The organism is Stenotrophomonas maltophilia group sp. Smal32, from assembly GCF_030237085.1.
GTDB classification, from domain to species: domain Bacteria; phylum Pseudomonadota; class Gammaproteobacteria; order Xanthomonadales; family Xanthomonadaceae; genus Stenotrophomonas; species Stenotrophomonas maltophilia_Q.
Genome location: NZ_JASJSI010000031.1, coordinates 16,572 through 37,186, shown reverse-complemented (window position 1 = coordinate 37,186; position 20,615 = coordinate 16,572). Strand labels below are relative to the sequence as shown.

The following is a 20,615-nucleotide window of genomic DNA, read 5'->3' as shown; positions in this document are numbered from 1 at the left end:
GGGGTGTTGGTTTCTGTAGAGCCGAGCCCACGCTCGGCTTCAGCAGGCCGCGCGAAACAGCGATCCATCCAGACGGTTGATTCGCAGGCCGTGCGGCGGTGCAATACGCACCCCTTCGTCGTCCATCACCGTCTTGAGCCAGTTGTTTTCGCCGATTTCGTTCGGCCCCCTGACCCTGTCCAACCGCATCGTCATCGCGCCGATGTGCCAGTACTCCGCCGAGGACGGCCGCGCCAGCGACTGGCACGCCATGCACCTGGGCAACCTGGCGCAGTCCGGTGCCGGCCTGCTGATCCTGGAAGCCACCGCCGTCGAACCGCGCGGCCGCATCAGCTGGGCCGACCTGGGCCTGTGGGACGATGGCACTGAAGCCGCGCTGGCACAGGTGCTGGCCAGCGTCCGCCGCTGGTCGCCGATGCCGTTGGGCATCCAGCTCGGCCACGCCGGCCGCAAGGCCTCGGTGAACCGGCCTTGGGACGGCGGCGGCCAGCTGCCGGCCGACGATACCCGTGGCTGGACTACGGTGGCGCCGTCGCCGCTGCCGTTCCATGCCGCCGATCCAGCGCCGCAGGAACTTGACGAGACCGGCATCGCCGACGTCATCGCCGCCTTCGCCGCCAGCGCGGTGCGTGCCGAGCGCCTGGGCTTCGAACTGATCGAGCTGCACGCCGCGCACGGTTACCTGCTGCATCAGTTCCTGTCGCCGTTGAGCAACCGCCGCACCGATGGTTACGGTGGCTCGCTGCCCAACCGCCTGCGCCTGCTGGTGGAAGTGTTCGACGCCGTGCGTGCGGCGGTATCGGACAAGGTCGCTGTGGGCGTGCGCATCTCCGCCAGCGACTGGGTCGATGGCGGCTGGGATCTGGTGCAGAGCGAGGCGCTGGCGCAGGTGATGGACGCGCGCGGCTGCGATTTCCTGCATGTCTCCAGCGGCGGCCTGGACGAGCGCCAGAAGATCACCGTCGGCCCGGGTTACCAGGTGCCGTTCGCGGCGGCGATCAAGGCCAAGGTGCGCATGCCGGTCATCGCGGTGGGCATGATCACCGAACCGGAACAGGCCGAATCGATCCTGCGCCATCGCCACGCCGATGCCGTGGCCCTGGCGCGCGGCATCCTCTACGACCCGCGTTGGCCGTGGCATGCCGCAGCTGCACTGCGCGAGAGCGTGGTACCGGCGCCGCAGTACCTGCGCTGCGAGCCGCGCGACGCGCGTGGCGTGTTCAAGGCACGCTGAGGCTCACACCCGCCAGGCGGGCGCCATGCCGGCCTGCAGGTGTTCGAACAGCGCGCGGATCTTGGCGGTGAAGTCGCGGCGGTCACTGACGCAGAAGTAGACCTCCATCGGTTCCGGGCGCCACGCGGTATCGGCGCCGAACACCGCCTGCAGGCGGCCATCGCGCAGGTAGGGCTCGGCCACGAACGCAGCCAATCGAGTGATGCCGGCACCGGCCGCCGCCAGCGTCGCCAGCGCATCGATGTCATCGCAGACCATGCTTGGTGGCAGCGCGGCGTCCACGCGCTGGCCGTCCTTCAGCAGGCCCCAGCGCAATGGCCGGCCATCGGTGGGGAAGCGGTGCAGCAGACCACGATGGCTGCCCAGGTCGGAGGGTTGCCGCGGGGTGCCGTGCGCCTTCAGATAGGCCGGCGAGGCGCAGAACACGAACGGTACGCGCGCCAGCTGCCGTGCGACCACGCCGTCCTCCAGCTGTGCGCCGATGCGGATGCTGGCATCCACGGCTTCAGGGCCATGCTGCACGGCACGGTCGGTCAGGCGCAGTTCCAGCTGCAGTTGCGGGTAGCGTTGCTGCAGTGACGGCAGCAACGGCGCCAGTACGTGGCGGCCGAACGCGCTGCTGCTGGCGATGCGCAGTGGCCCGGCCGGTTCGATGTCGCCGGCGGTGACCATGGCCTGCGCACGCGCCAGGTCGGCTTCGATGTGGCGCACCTGCGCCAGGTACAGCGCGCCGGCCTCGCTGAGAGCCAGCTGCCGCGTGCTTCGGTTCAGCAACCGCACGCCCAGATGGGCCTCCAGCCGGTTGATGTTCTGGCCGACAGCGGTGGCGCTGATGCCAAGGATGCGGGCCGCGGCGGCAATGCTGCCGGTCTCTGCGGTGCGGGTGAAGCTGCGGATCAGTTGCAACAGGTTCATGACCAACCAGCTTGCCACGGGTACACCCAAGTATCGCTTGGGACTGAACCAAGCTGTTCGGTTGCATCGGTGACCATCGATCCGGCGGACGCGGCGCTGCCCTACACTCGGGGGATGCGCCCCGATTCCATTCTTACCCTGTCCTGTCCCGACCGTACCGGCATCGTCTACCGCGTGTCCGGCCTGCTGTTCGACCACGGCTGCAACATCCTCGACGCCCAGCAGTTCGGTGACGAGGAAAGCGGCCGCTTCTTCCTGCGCGTGCACTTCGACCGCGACGCCGGGCTGCCGCTGGAGACCGTGCACACGAGCATGGCCGCGCTCGCCGAAGGCTTCGGCATGGACTGGCAGCTGCACGATGGCCGCCGCCGCGCACGCCTGCTGGTGCTGGTCAGCAAGCAGGGCCACTGCCTCAACGATCTGCTGTTCCGCGCCCACAGTGGCCAGCTGAAGGTGGACATCGCGGCAGTGGCGTCCAACCACGCCGACTTCGCGCCGCTGGCCGCGTCCTACCAGGTGCCGTTCCACCACCTGCCGGTGACCGCCGAAACGCGCGCGGTGCAGGAACAGCAGATCATCGACCTCGTCGAGCACGAGCGCATCGACCTGGTGGTGCTGGCGCGCTACATGCAGATCCTGTCGCCCACGCTGTGCCGCGCACTGGCCGGCCGTGCGATCAACATCCACCACAGCTTCCTGCCCAGCTTCAAGGGCGCGCAGCCGTATCACCAGGCGCACGCGCGCGGGGTCAAGATCATCGGTGCCACCGCGCACTACGTCACCGAGGATCTGGACGAAGGCCCGATCATCGAACAGGACGTGGCCCGCGTGGACCACGCGATGGCACCGCGCGAGCTGGTGCGGCTGGGCAGCGATACCGAATCGCTGGTACTGGCACGCGCGGTTCGCCGCCATGTGGAGCACCGCATCCTGCTCAACGGGCATCGCACCGTCGTATTCCGGTAGGGGCCTTTCTGTAGAGCCGAGCCATGCTCGGCTGCACTTCGGCCCAAGGCCGTGAATCTGACGGATGAGCCGAGCATGGCTCGGCTCTACAGGGCAACTCAGATGATCGCGATCCCTGCTTTGCCCAGCGCCTCGCGCACCATCGCATCGTTGGCGTCGGTCACCGGTCGGGTCAGCTCCCACAGGAACTTCACCCGGAAGCCGGACTTCACTGCGTCCTGCGCGCTCCACAGCACGCAGTAGTCGCGGGCCAGGCCGCAGACATGCACTTCGCGGATGCGGCGCTCGTGCAGCCAACCGGCCAGGCCGGTGGCAGGACGCTCGCCATCGGGGCCATGGTTCTCGCGGAAGGCGCTGTACGAGTCCACCTGTTGGCGCGTGCCCTTGCGCAGGATCAGATCAGCCACAGTCCAGTCCACGCCCGGATGCAGCGCGGCGCCGTCGCTGCCCTGCACGCAATGGTCGGGCCACAGGGTCTGTGGCTGTGCGTGCAGCAGGATGGTCTCAAACGGACGCTTGCCGGGGTGCTGGCTGGCAAATGAGGCGTGATCGGCGGGGTGCCAGTCCTGGGTGGCCACCACCGTGCGATAGCGGCGCTGCGCCAGCAGCCCTGCAATGGGTGCCACCAGGGCATCGCCCTGGTCGCAGGCCAGCGCGCCACGGGGCATGAAGTCCGGCTGCAGGTCGATCACCAGCAGGGCGACGTCGGCGGGCAGGGCGGTCATGGCAGATCCACTACAACGCAAAGGGGCGACCAGCGTGGCCGCCCCGGCGGCACAGGTCAATCGCCCTGCGGCGTCCCAGCGTCCTGCCCGTAGTACAGCAGGCCGATCTTGATCCGTTCGCGGCCGTTCTCGCGGCGATGGCGGTTGGCATCGCGCAGCGAATACACGCAGCCGCAGTACTCCTGCTGGTAGAACTGCTCGCGCTTGCTGATCTCGATCATGCGGCTGGCACCGCCGCCCTTGCGCCAGTTGTAGTCCCAGTACTGCAGGCCTTCATAGCGCGACGCGGCACGGATGCCGCAGTCGTTGATCTGCGCCATGTTCTTCCAGCGCGAGATGCCCAGCGAAGAACTGATGGTGTCGTAACCGTGTTCGTGCGCGTACAGGGCGGTGCGCTCGAAACGCATGTCGAAGCACATCGTGCAGCGGATGCCGCGCTCGGGTTCGTTCTCCATGCCGCGCGCACGGCTGAACCAGTTGTCGGTGTCGTAGTCGCAGTCGATGAACGGAATGCCGTGCTTCTCGGCGAAGCGGATGTTCTCCTGCTTGCGCAGCTCGTATTCCTTCACCGGGTGGATGTTGGGGTTGTAGAAGAAGATCGCGTAGTCGATCCCGGAGGCGGTGATCGCCTCCATCACTTCGCCGGAGCAGGGTGCGCAGCACGAATGCAGCAGCAGGCGCTTGCCGTCGGCGGGCAGGGTCAGGGCGGGGCGTTGGAACTCGGTCATCGTCGGGTGCGTCAGGGCGTGGAAGTGGGCTGGCCGGATACCGTGAACAGGACGCGCGCGGCCACACCGCCTGCGCGCGCAGGACGACGACGGCCCCGGCACCCTCCCCGCGGAGAGTCCAGGTCGAATCAGGGGACGGTCGTGTCCCCCGGCCGGGGCCGGTATTCGGGCTGATGGACACGGGCCGCAGCCCACCTACTCCCTGCCGCTTCCCAGGCGTGAGCCCAGTGCTGTTGGCAGGATTCGTTTCCATTCACCGCTGCGGGGCAGCTCCGGAATGGGCGCGTGAGGCGCCTTCACCGGATTCCCGTTTAAATCCCTCCCCGCGCGTGAACGCCTGGAGGGATACCTTCGGCGCGCCCACGGTGGACGGGTTGCTGGCCAGGGTCAAGGGGGCAGAGCCCGTTGCGCTGCAACGGGATCCGACCCCGGGCGGGACGTACCTTCAACGTCCCACCGCAGCCCGCGCGCGGATGTCGTCCAGCCGCTGGTCGTGCAGCAGGTGCCCGTTCTCCCACACGGTCACCATCGCGTCCTCGAAGCCGACCGGCAGGGTGTCGTCGCCGTTGGCCGGCAGTGGCACCGTATGCAGGCTGCCGTCACCCAGGCGGCGCAGCAGGCGCATGCGGCCACGCTTGCTGGTCTTGCCGGCATCGGTGACCGGATCCTTGTATACATCGACCCACTCACCGTCGACCCGTGCCGCCGAGCATTTCAGCGCGAACTTCTGCGTGTCGCGGTCCAGTCGCTGCAGCAGGGCGCCGCCCATGCCGAAGGCTATGTTGTCGGCGGCGTAGCCATCGTCGGTGATGCGTTGCAGGATGGCGCGGATCATATCCGGGTTGATGCCATCGCCCTGGATCACCCGCACGTGGTTGAGCACGCGATAGCCCTTGCCGTTGATCACGTGGCCGAACGCTTCATCCAGCCGGCGCAGACTTTCGGCCACCACCTCCACCGGGTCGCCCGAGTCGGGACGGATGACCAGGGTGGCGCCCGAGGCGATCACTGCATCGCGCAGGGTGGTACCCCAGTGCTCGCTGATCGCGCGGTAGATGTCATAGCTGTCCGACACGACCGCCACGATCGCACCGGGCTTGCCGAACTGGCGCAGCATGTTGCGGTAGGCGTCCACTTCACGCTCGCGGCCCCAGCTGGTGATGGTGCTGTGCTCGGCGGCGGGAATCGAATAGCCGGCCATCGGCGCGTGATAGTGCGCGCGGGCCAGGCACAGGGCCGATACGGTATCGGTGCCGAGGAAGTTGACCAGGTGCGCGGCACCGCCCAGCGCGGCCGATTCCAGGCTCGATACACCGCGCGCGCCGAAGTCGTGCAGCTTGAACGGCAGCTGCCCCTGCGGATCGTCGCTGGTCTGCTGCAGGAACGCGGCAATCGTCTGCCGTGCGTGCCAGCTGATGGTGGCCACGGTGACCGGATACCACACCCGCAGCAGCAGCGTTTCCAGGTACGACGGCACCCAGAACGCGGCCGGATCGGTCGACTCGATCGTCATCAGTGCCTGGTGGGTGGGCACCACGCTGCCCTCGGGCACGGCACGGATGCGTACCGGCAGGTGGCCGCCAAGCCGGTCGACGATATCGCGCCAGCCGGTCTCGTTGAACGGTTCGCCATGCGCGGCGAACACCGCAGCAGCGTCGTCGATGTCGGCGTGGGTGACCGGCCGTGCCAGTGCGTCCTTGAGGATCGCCTGCAGGCCGAAGAACACCGTGCGATCGTGCAGGCCGCCACGCGATTCGACGTAGAAGAACGTGGCATCGGTACCCGGGGGTACTGCAGCCAGTGGCTGGCCTTGTAGCTGTCGGTGTTGAGGAGAAGATTATCGAGGTAGTGCATGACGGAAGCTCCTTCGCGTCGGGTGGCACCGGCGGTCTATCCGCCAGTGAGGAGGCCGGGCCTGTCAGCCGCGGCCGAGGAAATACTCCAGGATGTGCAGGTGGTCTTCGAACAGCTGCGGGCCCATGTCCAGGGCTTCACTTACCGGTACCCAGCGCGCCTTGTCGGCGTCATCGCCGCCGCGCACCGGCGGCAGCTCGCCGGCGGGGAATTCGAAGTGGAAACCGTGGGTGATGGTGCGGCCGCGCTGGCTGCGGTCGGGGTGGTCGAAGACCTGCTGGCCCTTCAGTGACCCCTTCAGCACCGGCAGCGGGATCTTCAGCCGGGTTTCCTCGCGCAGTTCGCGCAGGCAGCTGTCGAGCAGGCTCTGTTCCTGGCCGACGAAACCGCCGGGCAATGCCCACAGCCCCTTGCCGGGTTCCGAGCGGCGGCGCACCAGCAGCACGTGGCCCGAATGCACCACCACCGCATCGGTGGTGACGAAGGTCGGCGCGTAGGGCGCATCCTTCCAGGCGGCCTTGTACTGCTCGATGAAGCGGTACTCGGCCACCAGCTGGGCATAGGCCGGCGCGCTCTTGCGGAACGCTTCGAGCATGTCGAAGACCGGCGCCGGCACATTGCCACGCAGCATCAGCAATGCACCGTGGAAGTCCACGTCGCCGGCCTCGAACAGGTAACGCCGCAGTTCGGTGGCCGACAGCGTGGCGGTGTGCTGCACGTCCACCAGCGGCCACTGCGGGAACTCGCGCAGGTAGTAGCTGGACGCATCCTTGTCCATGCCGATCAGGCCGACTCTGGCATCGGCCGCGGCGCCGTCGTTGCGCAGGGCCTCGGCCACCTGGCGCTGCACGTTGGCGATCCACTGGGCTTCGTTGTACAGGTGGTCACGCAGCGGGCGGATCAGCAGGCGGTCGCCATGGCCGTCGAGGGCGGCTTGGATCATCACGGCACGTTCGGCCACGGTCCAGGGATTGCGGAGGCTGCGGGGGGTATCGGCAGAGCCGACCAGGAAGATCAGCTTGCGGGCCCGGCTCAGGGCCAGGCGCGCAACGGCGGCGTGGCCGTTGTGAAAGGGCTCGAAACGCCCGATGAAGACGAGATAGTCGAATTCCATGAGAATCCCTCATGTCGTTGTGGCAGCCGCAGGTCTGTCCCTTGGCTTGCTGCAGATGCTACGCCGATGGCGGGGCGGGTCAAGCCTGCAGGCATGCCATCGGCTGAACGCCGCAGATTCCTGCTCGGACTGCGGTGGTGTTCTCAGGCCCTGAGAAGCCTCTGCGCCATACTGGCACCCACGCGGCGGACGGCATGCTCGGGGGCAAGACAGTGGCAGACAAGTACTGCGATCTGGTCATGAAAGGCGGCATCACCAGCGGCATCGTGTACCCCAATGCGGTACTGGCGCTGGCGCGCGAGTATCGATTCAAGAGCATCGGCGGCACTTCGGCCGGCGCCATCGCTGCGGCGGTGGCGGCTGCGGCGGCCTGCGGTGATCGCCGCCAGCAGGCCGGTGAGCACTTGCCCGGCGATGCCGGCTATGGTGGGTTGTCGGCGGTATCGGCGCAGCTGTCGCGGCGCGGCTTTATCTACAGCCTGTTCCAGCCGGCGCGCGGCGCACGCGCGGCCTATCGGCTGCTGGTGGTGCTGACCGGCAATGCCAGCCTGCCGCACAAATTGCTGTGCTTGGCCGTTGCCGTGTTCGAGATCGCACCGCTGGAAGTGCTGGTGTCGCTGGCGCTATTGCTCGGCCTGGGCTGGTGGGGCGGTGGTTGGAGCGGCGTGGCGGCCACGCTGCTGCCGTCGCTGCTGTGTGCGTATGGTGCGGGTGTGGCCGGTGCCGCGCTGCGTGTGGCACGCGTGGCGCGACGCAATCTGCTGGGCCTGTGCAGTGGACTCGGCCGCGATGCACGCACGCCGGCACTGACCGAGTGGCTGCACGAATGCCTGCAGCAGTTGTCCGGCAAGCCGCTGGATGCACCGCTCACCTTCGCCGACCTGCACGACGCGCCGCGCTATGCCGGCGAGCCGGACAGCCCGCATGCGATCAGCCTGCAGATGATCACCACCTGCGTGTCGCACAACGAGCCGCGTACGCTGCCGCTGGGCGGCGCGCAGTTCTGGTTCCTGCGCGAGGAATTCGAGCAGCTGTTCCCGGCCAGCGTGGTGCAGTGGCTGGTGAAGCAGGCTGGCCCGCCGCTGGAGGTGGAGGGGCGCCAGTATTATCACCTGCCGCCGGGCCCGCAGCTGCCGGTGCTGGTGGCCACGCGCATGAGCCTGAGCTTCCCGCTGCTGATCAGCGCCGTGCCGCTGCACGAACCTTCGCGCCGCGAGCGTCGCTGCGATCCGACTGCGCCAGCGGCCGACCCCGAGCACAACGTGGCCGACAGCATGGAAGGGCTGACCAGTGCCGGGCAGGCCTGCGGCCCGGTGATCACCGCGTTCCGCATCTGCTGGTTCTCCGATGGCGGCATCAGCAGCAACTTCCCGATTCATCTGTTCGATGCCGCGTTGCCGCGCTGGCCGACCTTCGCCATCAATCTGGTCTACCCGCAGCACGCCGAAGAGGTGAACCAGGGCAGCAGTGGCCGCCAGGCGCTGGAACACGCGGTGTTCCTGCCCACCGAAAACCGGCATGGCTGGCAGCGCACCTACCAGTCGATCGCCACGCCGTTGGCGGCTGCGGAACTGGGGCGTTTTCTGTTCGCGGTGGTGGCAACCATGCAGAACTGGCGTGATCTGCTGCAGGCGCGCGCGCCGGGCTACCGCGACCGCATCGTGCACGTCAGCCTGCAGGGCGACGAAGGCGGCATGAACCTGGACATGCCACAGGAGGTGCTCACCCGCATCGCCGACAAGGGCAGCCTGGCCGGTGCGCGCTTCTGTTCGTTCTCGTTCGAGAACCACTACTGGATCCGCTGGCGCAACCTGGCCTCGGCCTACCAGCGCTACACGCTGGAAGTGGCGCGTACCGACGACCCGGCGCAGCAGGTGCTGGCCTACCGCGCGGCCTATTCGATGGTCGCCCGGGGTGAACCGGCACCGCCGTCGTACAAGCTGGGCTCGGACGACAAGCGTCGCGGCTCGCAGCAGCTGTGGGCGCAGATGGTCGAGCAGGGCCGCACCTGGGAAGACCTTGGCCCGGACCTGACCGACGGCGCACCACGCCCGCTGCCGCAGATGAAGGTGACGCCGATCTACTGACCGGGTAGCAGATCCACGCCATGCGTGGATGGAACCCCGTTGAAGTCGAGCATTTCGAACATTCATCGAAGAGCATCCACGCGTGGCGTGGATCAAGCGTGTCGACCAAGGTCGACACCTACCCACAGCAGCAAAGGATGCCGTTTTGACAGCTCGCGGAGATCTGTCGATGGCGGGGTGGGTGCGGGTGGCGGGGGGGTGGGGGGGGTGGGCTTTCCCGTGTAATTCCCTGCTCTTCCGCCTACGACGGGCCGCTCGCTGAGGGGGGGGGCGGTCTGGTTATGCAGCGTCAGGGGCGTGCTGGGGTTGGGCCGAGAATTGGTCTTGGTGGGGGTGGCGGAGGTGTGCGTCGTTCGTGCGGGTGTGGGGGGGGGGTTTGGGGCGGGCGGTGGCGCGTTTTCGTTGGGTCTGGGGGCCCCACGGGGGCGGCGGGCGGGGGCCGCCACTACCCTTCAGCAGACAGCACCCAGCCTTCGCTGGGCTGCCCCAGGGCACACCCTCACACCGTCTCCCGCCCCACCGGTTCGATACTCGCGCGGTCCACCCTTCCGAGGATGCTGCAATGGCTGCCGTGCTCGCCCGTACCTGCCTGTCCGCGTTGTGCTGCCTGGCCCTGCCCGCCCTCGCCCAGGACGCCTCGTTCGGCTTCGGCGGACAGACCACCCACACCGACCAGACCACGCAATCCAGCAGCACCCAGACCCAGGGCAGTGGCGCGGTGACCACCCAGACCACCACCAGCGGCATCTCGCAGTCCGAGTCACGCAGCGGAAGCAAAGAGATCGTCGTGGGCTTCGGTTCCCACGACGACAACGACGACTGGCGCCAAGACCGCCACCGTGGCGGCCGCGATTTGCGCGACAGCGACCTGTTCGGCAGCTGGACACTGGGCCAGGAGAACGGCAGCACCTGCACCATCGAGCTGAAGAACATCGAGTGGTTCGGCGGCTACAATGCCTATGTGCCTGCCGGCTGCCCGGATGGCTTCTTCTCGGCCAACCGCTGGGTGCTGTCGGGCAACCAGCTGCAGCTGACCGACACCAGCAACACGGTGTTCGGGCGGTTCCGCGCGTCGGGAGGCGGGCGTTGGACGGGGTACCGTGAATCGGATGGGGCGCGTTTGTATCTCAATCCCAAGGGACGCTGATCGCACCGTGCACGCAGTGGGCACGCGCTGAACGGGAAGATCAGGCGTCCGCCTCACCCCGCTGCCGAAATGTCCGCTCCCACCGGTTCCCGCCTGGTCATCTATGCCGCACTCGCCGGCAACCTCGCCATTGCCATCGCCAAGTTCATCGCTGCCGGCATCTCCGGCAGCTCGGCCATGCTCAGCGAAGGCGTGCATTCGCTGGTCGACACCCTTAATGAACTGCTGTTGCTGTATGGACTGCGCCGTGCCGGCAAGGCGCCGGACCCGGTCCATCCATTCGGCTATGGCCGCGAGCTGTACTTCTGGAGCTTCATCGTCGCCCTGCTGGTGTTCGCCGCTGGCGCCGGCGTCTCGGCGTACGAGGGCATCCAGCACATCCGCCGGCCGGAGCCGGCCACCAATCATGCGTTGAGCTACAGCGTGCTGGGCATTTCCATCCTGTTCGAGGGGGCCTCCTGGTGGGTGGCGCTGCGGGAGTTCCGGCGTACCAAAGGCAAACTTGGCTACTTCGAAGCCTTCCGCCGCAGCAAGGACCCTTCCACCTTCACCGTACTGCTGGAAGACAGCGCTGCGTTGCTCGGGCTGGGCTTCGCGTTGATCGGCCTGGTGGCCGCGCAGGTGCTGGATATGCCGGTGCTTGATGGTGTGGCGTCGCTGTGCATCGCCGGCGTGCTGGCCGCAACCGCCTTCCTCCTGGCCCGTGAAACCAAGGGCCTGCTGGTTGGAGAGCCTGCCCACCCCGCGGTGGCCGAGCGGATCATGGCGGTGGCCGAAACCGATCCGGACCTGCGCCGCGCCAATGGCGTGACCACCATGCAGATGGGCCCGGAACAGGTGGTGGCCATGCTCAGCGCCGAGTTCGAGGACGATCGGCAGACCCCACAGATTGAAGCCTGCATCACCCGCATCGAAACGGCGGTAAAGCGCGAGTATCCGGAACTGGTGGCACTGTTCATCAAACCGCAGACGCCCGAGGTCTATGCCGCCCGGCGCGCCACGCTGGCGGCGCCGCCCGCGCCGGAATGACGCTGCGCCTGCGCCCGTTTCACCAGTCCAATGCCACAGTCCCACCAACATTTGCCCGAGCCTGCCTCTACCGTGCCGGATTGGTTGCCCGCCTCTCTTCAGATCCTCCCGCGCAGCTTCTACCGGCGCCCGCCCGTCGAGGTTGCGCCCGAGCTGCTCAACAAACTTCTGGTCCGTAACGATGGCCGAGCCGGTCGCATCGTTGAAGTCGAGGCCTACGCGGGCAGCGTCGATCCGGCGGCGCACTCCTATCGGGGGCAGACGCCGCGCACGGCCAGCATGTTCGGTGAGGCCGGCCACCTGTATGTCTACTTCACTTACGGCATGCACTGGGGCAGCAACGTGGTCTGCGGAGAGGTCGGTGACGGCGTGGCGGTGCTGCTGCGGGCCGTCGAGCCGCTGGCAGGCCTTGAGCGCATGCACGAGCTGCGCCCCACCGCGCGCCGGGACCACGATCTGGCCAGCGGCCCCGGCAAGCTCTCGCAGGCATTCGGGCTGGACCGCAGTTTCGACGGCGCCGACCTGGTGACCGGCAGCCATGGCATCATGATCGCAAGCGATGGGACCCCGCCTCCGTCCGACCCGGTAGTGGGTCCACGCATCGGCATTACCCGCGCTGTCGATTTCCCTTGGCGCTGGCACATACGTGACAATCGTCACGTATCGATCCAGCCACGTCGTACTCCCGCCCCTGCGAGGAAACGATGATGACCCCGCTCGACAAACCACTGCGTCGCGAACTGGACATCGATGGCCGGCCCTATACCCTCACCGTGGACCCCGAAGGCCTCAAGCTGGTCGGAAAGGGGCGACGCAAGGGCATCACGCTACGCTGGCAGGACTTGCTATCCGGCGATGCCGCACTGGCCACCGCCCTGCAGGCATCGCTCCAACAACACTGAGCGGGCGCGGCCACCTCACATCGGCATCACTCCGCCATGGCGATACATATCGCCGTGCGCACAAGCGTAGCGCCAGCCAGCCGCCGCAACCGCCCTCGCTACCCAGCCCTGAAAAGCGCCATGGACGAAGCCGAACGTCTGCTCGAAATCGAACGACTGCACCTGCTGGATACGCCCCCTGAGCCAGTGTTCGATGCCATCGTCGCCGCCGCCCGCGCCGCGACCGGCATGACCATGGGACTGATCACCGTGGTGGCCGAAGACCGGCAGTGGTTCAAGGCCAATATCGGGCTGGAGGGCGTCACCGAAACGGCCCGCGAGATCTCCTTCTGCACGCATGCGATCCGTCACGACGAGCTGTTCGAAATACCCGACGCGCGCCAGGACCCTCGCTTCTCGACCAATCCCCTGGTGACCGCCGGGCCGCGCATCCGGCACTACGCCGGCATCCCGCTGGGCTCGGCCCATGGTGCACGCATTGGCACGCTGTGCCTGCTCGACCCGATGCCCGGCGTGCTGTCTCCCTCCCAGCGCGAACTGATGGTGCATCTGGCGCGGGTCACCACCCAGGTCCTGGAGCAGCGCAGCACGCTGATGGCCCAGGTTGGACAGGCCAAGGCCCTGCATCGAGAGCTGAAGCGCAGCGAGGACTTCCTGGAACGCACCAACCGCGCAGCACGGGTGGGTGGCTGGGAGATGGACCTGGTCACCAACGAAGTGCGCTGGACCCGTGAGACCAAGCAGCTGCACGGCGTGCGCAGCAACTTTGAACCGACGCTCGACACCGCGCTGTCGTTCTATCGCGAAGACAGCCGCAACATCATCCGCGCGGCAGTGCAGCGTTGCATCGACGAAGGCACGTCCTGGGAGGTGCAGCTGCCAATGACCACCGCCGACGGGCGCGCGATCTGGACCCGGGTGGTCGGTGGGCGGCAGCAGGTAGATGGACGCCCGCGGCTGGTTGGGGCCATCCAGGACATCACCGAAGAGCGCGCGGCACTGGATGCCCTGGAAGCCAGCGAAACACGCTACCGGCGCCTGTTCCACTACAGCCTTGGCCTGATCTGCACCCACACGCTGGACGGCGTGCTGACATCGGTCAATCCGGCCGCCGTGCAGTCACTGGGCTTCCATGAGAGCCAGATGATCGGGCGCAGCCTGTGTGACCTGATGCCGCCGGACAAGCGCGCCGCTTTCAAGGCCTATCTCGAGCGCATTGCGGTGAATCACACCGATGCTGGCGTCATCGAGCTGATCGCTGCGGACGGCACCCGGCATTTCTGGGCCTATCACAATGTGCTCGACAACGAGGCCAGTCCGCCGTACGTGCTGGGCCATGCGCAGGACGTGACGGCGCTGCGGATGCAGGAACAGCAATTGCGCGAGATGTCCTTGAAGGACCCGCTCACCCAGAGCTACAACCGACGCTTCCTGCCTCGGCTGGACGCATTGGCGGACCAGCCATGGGCCTGCCTGATGTTCGATCTGGATCATTTCAAGCGGATCAACGACACCCAAGGCCATGCGCGGGGTGACACGGTGCTGGTCGAGTTCGTCGCTTTCCTGCGTGGCCCGCTGGGTGCGGCGGAGCACGTGGTGCGCATGGGCGGCGACGAATTCATGGTGGTGCTGACCGCGCCGGAACCCGGACGGCTGGCCGCGCTGGAACTGTGGTATGTGCAGAAGGCCGGACAGTCACCGACGCCGTTCTCGCTCGGTTCGACCCACCACACCCCGGGCGAATCGGTGGCCGATACCCTGCAGCGTGCCGACAGTCGCCTGTATCGGGAACGCGCGCGGGTGCGCCAGCATCCCCGGCCGGCGCCCTGATACCTCGAGCCCCCGGCGTGGCGCTATGCTCGGCAGCGGCCACCGTCGGCCTGGGGGAACACGTATGATCCGCAGTGTCTGCCTGGCTCTGCTGCTGTTGCTCCTTCCTTTTCCTGCGATGCCAGCACCAGCCCCTGCACCGGTTGAAGCACGGGTACCCTTCGCGCCGACGCCCTTCGTCGGCAGCGACGGCCTGCGCCATCTGGCCTACGAGCTGCACATCACCAACTACTACGGCGATACCGGTGCGCTGCTGCCGCAATCGCTGCAGGTGTTCGGCGACGATTCCAGCATTCCGCTGCTGAGCCTGGATGGCCCTGCCCTGCGCCACTGGGTACGGCCATCGCCTTCAGAGGATGGGGCGATATCCATTGCACCGGGCAAGCGCCTGGTGGTGTTCCTGTGGCTGTCACTGCCCGCCGCCGATCGCGTGCCGCATACCCTCCGGCACCGCATGCTGCTGGGCACCGAGCACCACGGCAGCGTGGCGCTGGACGGCGCCCTTGTTGCGGTCAGCGCGGCGAAGGTGATGGCGCTCGGCCCGCCCCTACGGGGTGGCCGATGGCTTGCCCATGAAGGGCCCGGCGCGGCGCAGTCACACCATTGGGGCAGCCTGGTGGCAGTGAATGGTGACCTGACCATTCCGCAGCGCTTCGCGCTCGATCTGGTCGGCGTCGACGAACAGGGGCGCGCCGTGCGCCCAACGGCCAGCGATCTGGAGCACACCCGCCATTCGGATTGGGTGGGCTACGCAGCACCCGTGCTGGCCGTGGCCGACGGCATCGTGCGCGCGACACGTGACGGGCAACCCGAACATGCGCCCCTGACCGCGCAACCGGAACCCGCCTCGCTCACGGCGGATGGCTTGTTTGGCAACTACGTTGTCCTGGAAGTTTCACCGGGCATCTTTGCCAGCTACGCCCACCTGCGCACCGGCAGCATCAAGGTGGAACCCGGGCAGCGCGTCCAGCGCGGACAGGCGCTGGCCCAGCTTGGGCAGTCGGGCAACTCCGCCGCCCCGCATCTGCACTTCCAGCTCTCCAACAAGGCAACGTTCGAAGGCTCCGAGGGCATCCCCTATGTCTTCCAGGCTTTCAACGATTTCGGCCCTGAAAGCGAAGCGCAGCTGTTCGGCCAAGGGGAGGCCTGGACACCCGGCGCGACCGCGCAGCATGGGAGTCAGCTGCCGCTGAACGACATCGTCATTGAGTTCCCGCCGCGCTGACACACCCACCCCGCCGCCAGCGCCGCTCCTGTAGAGCCGAGACCACGCTCGGCTTGCTGCGCGCGGCGCTCATCGTGGCCTGGCCGAAGAGGCCGAAGAGGCCGAAGAGCAGCCGAGCGCGGGCTCGGCTCTACAGGTTCCAGCAGCGGGTGCGGCCCTATTCGGCCGCCAGCGCCTGGATGGGGTCCAGTTGCGCTGCACTGCGTGCCGGGAAGTAGCCAAAGCCCAGCCCGATTGCCGAGGAACACGCCAGCGCAGCCAGCACTGGCCCGGCGGTGAACAGGAACGGCACACCCAGCGACAGCAGGCTGGACAGCGCCCCCACGCCGAATGCAAGCAGCACCCCCAGCACGCCGCCGAACAGGCAGATCAGCACCGCCTCGATCAGGAACTGGCGCAGGATGTCACCCTGCCGCGCGCCCACGGCCAGGCGCACGCCAATCTCGCGCACGCGTTCTTTCACCGACACCAGCATGATGTTCATCACCCCCACCCCACCCACCACCAGCGCCACCGCAGCAATGGCGGAGACCAGCGCCGCCAGGGTCTGGCTGGACTTCATCACTGCCCTGCGGATCTGGTCGGCGTTGTAGATGAAGAAATCGCGGCGACCATGCAGGCGCTCCAGTTCGGCACCCAGCGAGGCCTCTGCGGCGCTGGTAGGTACATTGTCGCGCACGCGTACGGTGATGCTCTCCAGGCGCTGGCTGCCCAGCAGTCGCGACGCCGCCGAGGTGTAGGGCACGTAGACCGTGGGGGTTGCGCCGCCAGCGAATGCATTGGCCCCCACCACGCCGATCACCTCCACCGGCATGCCACCCAGCAGCACCGTGCTGCCGATCGGGTTGCCCGTGAACAGCGCCTTGGCGGCCTTCTGGTCGACCACACCCAGCGCACGATGCTCACTCACTTCAGCGCCGGTGAAGAAGCGCCCCGCCTTCAGTCGCAGTCCACGCACGCGCAGCATGTCGGCCCCCACGCCCAGCACCTGGGTGTTGGCACGACGGCTGCCCTGCAGGGCAGCCACTGATCCGGTCAGGTTCGGGCTGACGCTGTCCACGTAGCTCAACGCCCCAAGATGATCCGCGTCGCCGACCACCAGTGTCTCGATCTCTGCCGAGCGGGGGTCGCCGAAATCGGCACCGGGGAAGATCTCCAGCGTACTGGCACCGAGTTCGTTTATCTGTGATTCCACCTGCGCCTGGGCGCCCTTGCCCAGCGCCACCACCGTCACCACGGCCGCCACACCGATGATGATGCCGAGCATGGTCAGCAGAGTGCGCAGGCGATGGGCCAGCATCGACCGCACGGCCATCCGCGTGGCCTCGCGTATGGCGTCCATGCGTGCGCGGCGCTCGGTAACTGATGGAACACCGCGATCGGGCGCGGTCACTACAGATGCAGAAGCCGGGCCACGCTCACCGCGGTCGGCCACCACCCGGCCGTCTGCGATCTCGATCAATCGCTTGGCGTTGGCCGCGATCGCCGCGTCGTGCGTGACCAGGATCACCGTGTGGCCTTGTGCATGCAGGCGCTTCAGTTCGGCCATCACCTGCTGGCCACTGGCATGGTCCAGCGCCCCTGTCGGCTCATCGGCCAACACGATGGCGCCGCCGTTCATCAGCGAACGGGCAATGGACACGCGCTGCTGCTGGCCACCGGACAGCTGGCTCGGCCGGTTCGCGGTGCGCTCACCCAGGCCGAGCGTTTCCAGCAGCCTGCGCGCGCGGGCCGTGCGTGCTTCCGCCTCCATGCCGGCATAGACCGCCGGCAGCGCTACATTCTCGGTAGCGCTCAGGTTCTCCATCAGGTTGTAGCGCTGGAAGATGAAACCAAAATGCTCGCGGCGCAGCCGTGCAAGCGTATCCGGAGCCATCTGCTCGGTGGCCTCGCCGTTCACCCGATAGCTGCCCTCGGTCGGCCTGTCCAGGCAGCCGAGGATGTTCATCAGCGTTGACTTGCCCGAACCCGACGGGCCGATGATGGCGATGAATTCACCGGCGTCGATGCGCAGGGAAACGTCCTTGAGCACCACAATCTCGCCAGCACCCGAGCGGTAGCTGCGCGATACGCCATGCAGTTCCAGCAGTGCGTCGGTCATGTTCACATCCCAAGCAGGCTGGTCGGTTCGGATTCACCGCCGCTGGGCGCCTGGCCGATCACCACGTTCTCTCCCGCCCGCAGGCCGCTCAGTATCTGCACGGCGGTGGCCGTGCGCAGGCCGGTCGTCACTGCACGCTTGCGCACTCGGCCCTTGGGGTCGACCACGCGCACGGTGCCGCGGTTGCCATCCATGTCGTCCGGCGCAACCAGCGCCGTCAACGGTACCTGCAGCGCATTGGCGGCGCGCGCGAGCTGCACGGTCACCTTCACCGTCATCGATGGTTTCAGTTTCAGGCCGGGGTTGGCCACATCGAACAGGCCGGCGTAGTACACCGCCTTGGGCGACTGCGCCGAGCCGCCTGCATTGCCGGTAGCGACGTCGGCAATGGAAGATGGCGCTGGCTCCAGCTGCTGCAGGTGGGACTCATAACGGCGACCGCTCGGCCCCAGGGTCGAGAACCACAGCGGTTGCCCCGGCGCCACCAGTTCCACGTCAGCCTCGGCAATCTCGGCACGCACCGTCATCGTGTCCATCTGCGCCAGCATCACGATGGTCGGCGTGGTCTGCATCGAGTTCAGCGTCTGTCCTGCCTTGGTCACGATGGCCACGATGTAGCCGTCGCTGGGCGAGACGATGCGGGTATAGCCCAGGTTGATCCGTGCGGTTTCCACCTGGGTCACTGCCTGGTCGATCTGTGCCTGCAGCGCGGCCACTTCCGAACGCGCCGCATCGCGTGCCATGCGCGCGGCTTCGAAGCCCTCCTGTGACACCAGTCGCGACGCAACCAGCTGCGACTGCCGCTCGTAGACACCGCTGGCCTGCGCATGGCGCGCCTGGCTGGCGGCATGCTGGGCACGCAGTGCATTGGTGGCTGCCTCGGCGCTGCGCAGCGCGATGCGCTGCGGCTGCGAGTCGACCTCGGCGATCAGTTGGCCGGCCTGTACCCGCTGCCCCAGCACCACATGCAGGCGCTTGACCTGGCCGGACACCTGCGCGCCCACCGCAACCAGCTCCTTGGGATTGACCCGGCCGACCGCCTGTATGGTCTTTTCCAGATCTGCCACCTGCGCCGGCGCGGTGATCAGCGCGGCATCCCCGTCTTCGGCCAGCGCCCACCATCCGGTGCCCGCGACCAGCGTGGCCACGGTACCGGCAATGATCCAGATCCTGCGATTGCTCATCGAAACGCCCGGCTGCCTGCAGTCGCCCGATGCGACCGCCGAGACTGCAGTCTGGAAGCCGTGGATGGACATTCCTTGGAGCCATCGTGGAGATTGCATGGAGATGCGCCGGCCGTTCAGGCATCCCCCCCCGCTCCTGAACGCCGTGGCCTGCGTCCACGCAATCTCGACACAATCTCGACCGAGTCTCCATCAACGGTCGCTAGCCTCGTCGGCCTCGCCGACTGCGCCCCCGCCGTGTCCCTGCCGTTTCCAGACCTGCCTCCCATCGATGTCCGCCGCGCTTACCTTGCCTGGTGCGCGCCTTCGTCGCTTGCACTGGTGCTGGCGTCGACCAGTGCCTGGATGCCTGCCAGCGCGAACCCGGCGCCGCCCATACTGGCGGGTGCCGGTGCCGCCGCGCTGGTGTGGTTCCGCAGCGAAGGCCCGCGTCACGCAGGCCGCGCGGGGGCTCCGGCATCACTGGCCCTGATTGGCCTGGCCGTCTGGGCGGCGGCACTCCCCACCGCCAATCCTGCCACCCTGCAGCGCCTGCTTGCCTTGGCTGCGGCACTGGTTGTCATCCTGCTGGCGCTGCGCCTGCACGCCGTCGTGGGCATGGCGCGCAGGCTGCAGGCCCGGGTTGAGGCGACGCCCATGGCATCGCGCTGGAGCAAGCTGCCGGCTTCTGTATCCGCGCTGATGGTGCAGCAGTTGCACGACCTGGGCGCAGTCGAGCCCAGCCTTCAGCGCACGCTGGTGCTGGCCACCCTGGCCTGGGCAGCGGACGAGGAAGCGCAGGCGATGGAGCAACGACGATGACGCTGCCCTGGATGCCGCCACTTCCCGCCCTTGCCATGACGCTGCAGAACGCAATGAAACACGATCTCCGCTCCCGACAGGCACCCCTGGTGCTGATTGCCGAAGATGAAGGCGAAATTGCCGACATCCTCGGCGCCTACCTGGCTCGTTCAGGACTGCGCAGCACCCGCGCTGCCGACGGCGAGGCCGCCCTCGCCAGCCACCGCCAGCTGCGCCCCGACCTGGTGCTGTTGGATGTGCAGATGCCCAAGCTGGACGGCTGGCAGGTGCTGAGCGAACTGCGCCGGCGCGGCAACACGCCGGTGATCATGCTCACCGCGCTCGACCAGGACGTGGACAAGCTGACCGGCCTGCGCGTGGGTGCCGACGACTACGTGGCCAAGCCATTCAACCCGGCCGAGATCGTGGCACGCATCCAGGCTGTACTGCGCCGCAGCGCCCGTACCGTGGTCGAAGAACCCAGCGGGCTGATCCGCCAGGGGCCGTTCGAGATCGATCTGCGCAGCCACGAGGTGACGGTGCGCCTTGGCGAGCAGGTTCATGCACTGAACTTCACCCTCACCGAGTTCCGCCTGCTGGTGCACATGGCCCGCGCCCCACGCCAGGTGCATGCACGCGTTGACCTGCTGCATGCCTGCCTGCCCGAAGGCGATGCGCAGGAGCGCACCGTCGACAGCCATGTCAGCAAGCTGCGTCGAAAGCTGGAAGACGTCGGCGTGATCGGCATTCCCGCCACCATCCGTGGTGTCGGCTATCGTTTCCTGGACTGAATG

General features: G+C 67.5%; 17 protein-coding genes, 1 pseudogene and 1 riboswitch. Of the genes and pseudogenes, 11 read left to right on the top strand and 7 right to left on the bottom strand.

Annotated elements, in window-relative coordinates; translation table 11 throughout:
* The first annotated feature begins 133 nt into the window (after nucleotides 1–133).
* A complete protein-coding gene (locus QRO91_RS09950; RefSeq protein WP_197620495.1) occupies nucleotides 134–1,234 on the top strand; it encodes an NADH:flavin oxidoreductase/NADH oxidase in 1,101 nt (366 codons plus the stop codon).
* A 3-nt stretch (nucleotides 1,235–1,237) separates the two neighbouring features.
* Here QRO91_RS09950 and QRO91_RS09945 read toward each other — a convergent pair whose 3' ends face one another.
* Complete coding sequence (locus QRO91_RS09945) at nucleotides 1,238–2,149, bottom strand: LysR family transcriptional regulator (protein WP_049429767.1); 912 nt, start codon at nucleotides 2,147–2,149, stop codon at nucleotides 1,238–1,240.
* A gap of 114 nt (nucleotides 2,150–2,263) precedes the next feature.
* Between QRO91_RS09945 and purU the strand changes: the two genes are divergently transcribed.
* Nucleotides 2,264–3,115, top strand: a complete 852-nt coding sequence (purU, locus tag QRO91_RS09940; protein ID WP_049429870.1) for a formyltetrahydrofolate deformylase — start codon at nucleotides 2,264–2,266, stop codon at nucleotides 3,113–3,115.
* Nucleotides 3,116–3,213: 98 nt separating this feature from the next.
* On the opposite strand, the gene pncA is transcribed toward purU, so the two are convergent.
* The 4 genes and pseudogenes from pncA to QRO91_RS09920 all read right to left on the bottom strand — a co-directional run bounded on the left by pncA (nucleotide 3,214) and on the right by QRO91_RS09920 (nucleotide 7,536).
* On the bottom strand, nucleotides 3,214–3,840 hold the full coding sequence (gene pncA / locus QRO91_RS09935; protein ID WP_197620499.1) for a bifunctional nicotinamidase/pyrazinamidase: 627 nt from the start codon (nucleotides 3,838–3,840) through the stop codon (nucleotides 3,214–3,216).
* A 56-nt stretch (nucleotides 3,841–3,896) separates the two neighbouring features.
* The gene (locus QRO91_RS09930; RefSeq protein ID WP_049429765.1) at nucleotides 3,897–4,568 is read right to left on the bottom strand and encodes an epoxyqueuosine reductase QueH; all 672 of its coding nucleotides are present in this window, start codon (nucleotides 4,566–4,568) and stop codon (nucleotides 3,897–3,899) included.
* 138 nt (nucleotides 4,569–4,706) lie between these two features.
* Nucleotides 4,707–4,924, bottom strand: a riboswitch (cobalamin riboswitch).
* Nucleotides 4,925–5,013: 89 nt separating this feature from the next.
* Nucleotides 5,014–6,422, bottom strand: a pseudogene (locus QRO91_RS09925) (nicotinate phosphoribosyltransferase).
* Nucleotides 6,423–6,486: 64 nt separating this feature from the next.
* Complete coding sequence (locus QRO91_RS09920; RefSeq protein WP_049429763.1) at nucleotides 6,487–7,536, bottom strand: bifunctional nicotinamide-nucleotide adenylyltransferase/Nudix hydroxylase; 1,050 nt, start codon at nucleotides 7,534–7,536, stop codon at nucleotides 6,487–6,489.
* Between the two features lie 194 nt (nucleotides 7,537–7,730).
* Here QRO91_RS09920 and QRO91_RS09915 point away from each other — a divergent pair, with 194 nt between their 5' ends.
* The 7 genes from QRO91_RS09915 to QRO91_RS09885 all read left to right on the top strand — a co-directional run bounded on the left by QRO91_RS09915 (nucleotide 7,731) and on the right by QRO91_RS09885 (nucleotide 15,756).
* Nucleotides 7,731–9,623, top strand: a complete 1,893-nt coding sequence (locus QRO91_RS09915) for a patatin-like phospholipase family protein (RefSeq protein WP_049429762.1) — start codon at nucleotides 7,731–7,733, stop codon at nucleotides 9,621–9,623.
* Between the two features lie 562 nt (nucleotides 9,624–10,185).
* On the top strand, nucleotides 10,186–10,770 hold the full coding sequence (locus QRO91_RS09910) for an AprI/Inh family metalloprotease inhibitor (protein ID WP_049430461.1): 585 nt from the start codon (nucleotides 10,186–10,188) through the stop codon (nucleotides 10,768–10,770).
* 69 nt (nucleotides 10,771–10,839) lie between these two features.
* Entirely contained in the window at nucleotides 10,840–11,799 is a 960-nt protein-coding gene (locus QRO91_RS09905; protein WP_049439609.1) for a cation diffusion facilitator family transporter, read from the top strand.
* A gap of 72 nt (nucleotides 11,800–11,871) precedes the next feature.
* Complete coding sequence (locus QRO91_RS09900; protein ID WP_049430492.1) at nucleotides 11,872–12,507, top strand: DNA-3-methyladenine glycosylase; 636 nt, start codon at nucleotides 11,872–11,874, stop codon at nucleotides 12,505–12,507.
* The gene (locus QRO91_RS09895; RefSeq protein WP_049430465.1) at nucleotides 12,507–12,701 is read left to right on the top strand and encodes a hypothetical protein; all 195 of its coding nucleotides are present in this window, start codon (nucleotides 12,507–12,509) and stop codon (nucleotides 12,699–12,701) included. The genes QRO91_RS09900 and QRO91_RS09895 overlap by 1 nt, the downstream gene beginning before the upstream one ends.
* Before the next feature lie 120 nt (nucleotides 12,702–12,821).
* Nucleotides 12,822–14,531, top strand: a complete 1,710-nt coding sequence (locus tag QRO91_RS09890; RefSeq protein WP_285310375.1) for a PAS domain S-box protein — start codon at nucleotides 12,822–12,824, stop codon at nucleotides 14,529–14,531.
* Nucleotides 14,532–14,595: 64 nt separating this feature from the next.
* A complete protein-coding gene (locus QRO91_RS09885; RefSeq protein ID WP_049430466.1) occupies nucleotides 14,596–15,756 on the top strand; it encodes a M23 family metallopeptidase in 1,161 nt (386 codons plus the stop codon).
* Nucleotides 15,757–15,913: 157 nt separating this feature from the next.
* On the opposite strand, the gene QRO91_RS09880 is transcribed toward QRO91_RS09885, so the two are convergent.
* Both QRO91_RS09880 and QRO91_RS09875 read right to left on the bottom strand, forming a co-directional pair.
* Nucleotides 15,914–17,857, bottom strand: coding sequence for a MacB family efflux pump subunit (locus tag QRO91_RS09880; protein ID WP_049430467.1), 1,944 nt, complete (start codon nucleotides 17,855–17,857; stop codon nucleotides 15,914–15,916).
* A gap of 2 nt (nucleotides 17,858–17,859) precedes the next feature.
* Nucleotides 17,860–19,041 (bottom strand): efflux RND transporter periplasmic adaptor subunit, encoded by a 1,182-nt coding sequence (locus QRO91_RS09875; RefSeq protein WP_049430469.1) that lies wholly within the window; start codon nucleotides 19,039–19,041, stop codon nucleotides 17,860–17,862.
* Nucleotides 19,042–19,278: 237 nt separating this feature from the next.
* Here QRO91_RS09875 and QRO91_RS09870 point away from each other — a divergent pair, with 237 nt between their 5' ends.
* Nucleotides 19,279–19,842 (top strand): hypothetical protein, encoded by a 564-nt coding sequence (locus tag QRO91_RS09870; protein WP_180848961.1) that lies wholly within the window; start codon nucleotides 19,279–19,281, stop codon nucleotides 19,840–19,842.
* 53 nt (nucleotides 19,843–19,895) lie between these two features.
* Nucleotides 19,896–20,612 carry a response regulator gene (locus QRO91_RS09865; RefSeq protein WP_049430497.1) on the top strand — a complete coding sequence of 239 codons (717 nt, stop codon included), beginning with the start codon at nucleotides 19,896–19,898 and terminating at the stop codon, nucleotides 20,610–20,612.
* Nucleotides 20,613–20,615: the final 3 nt, after the last annotated feature.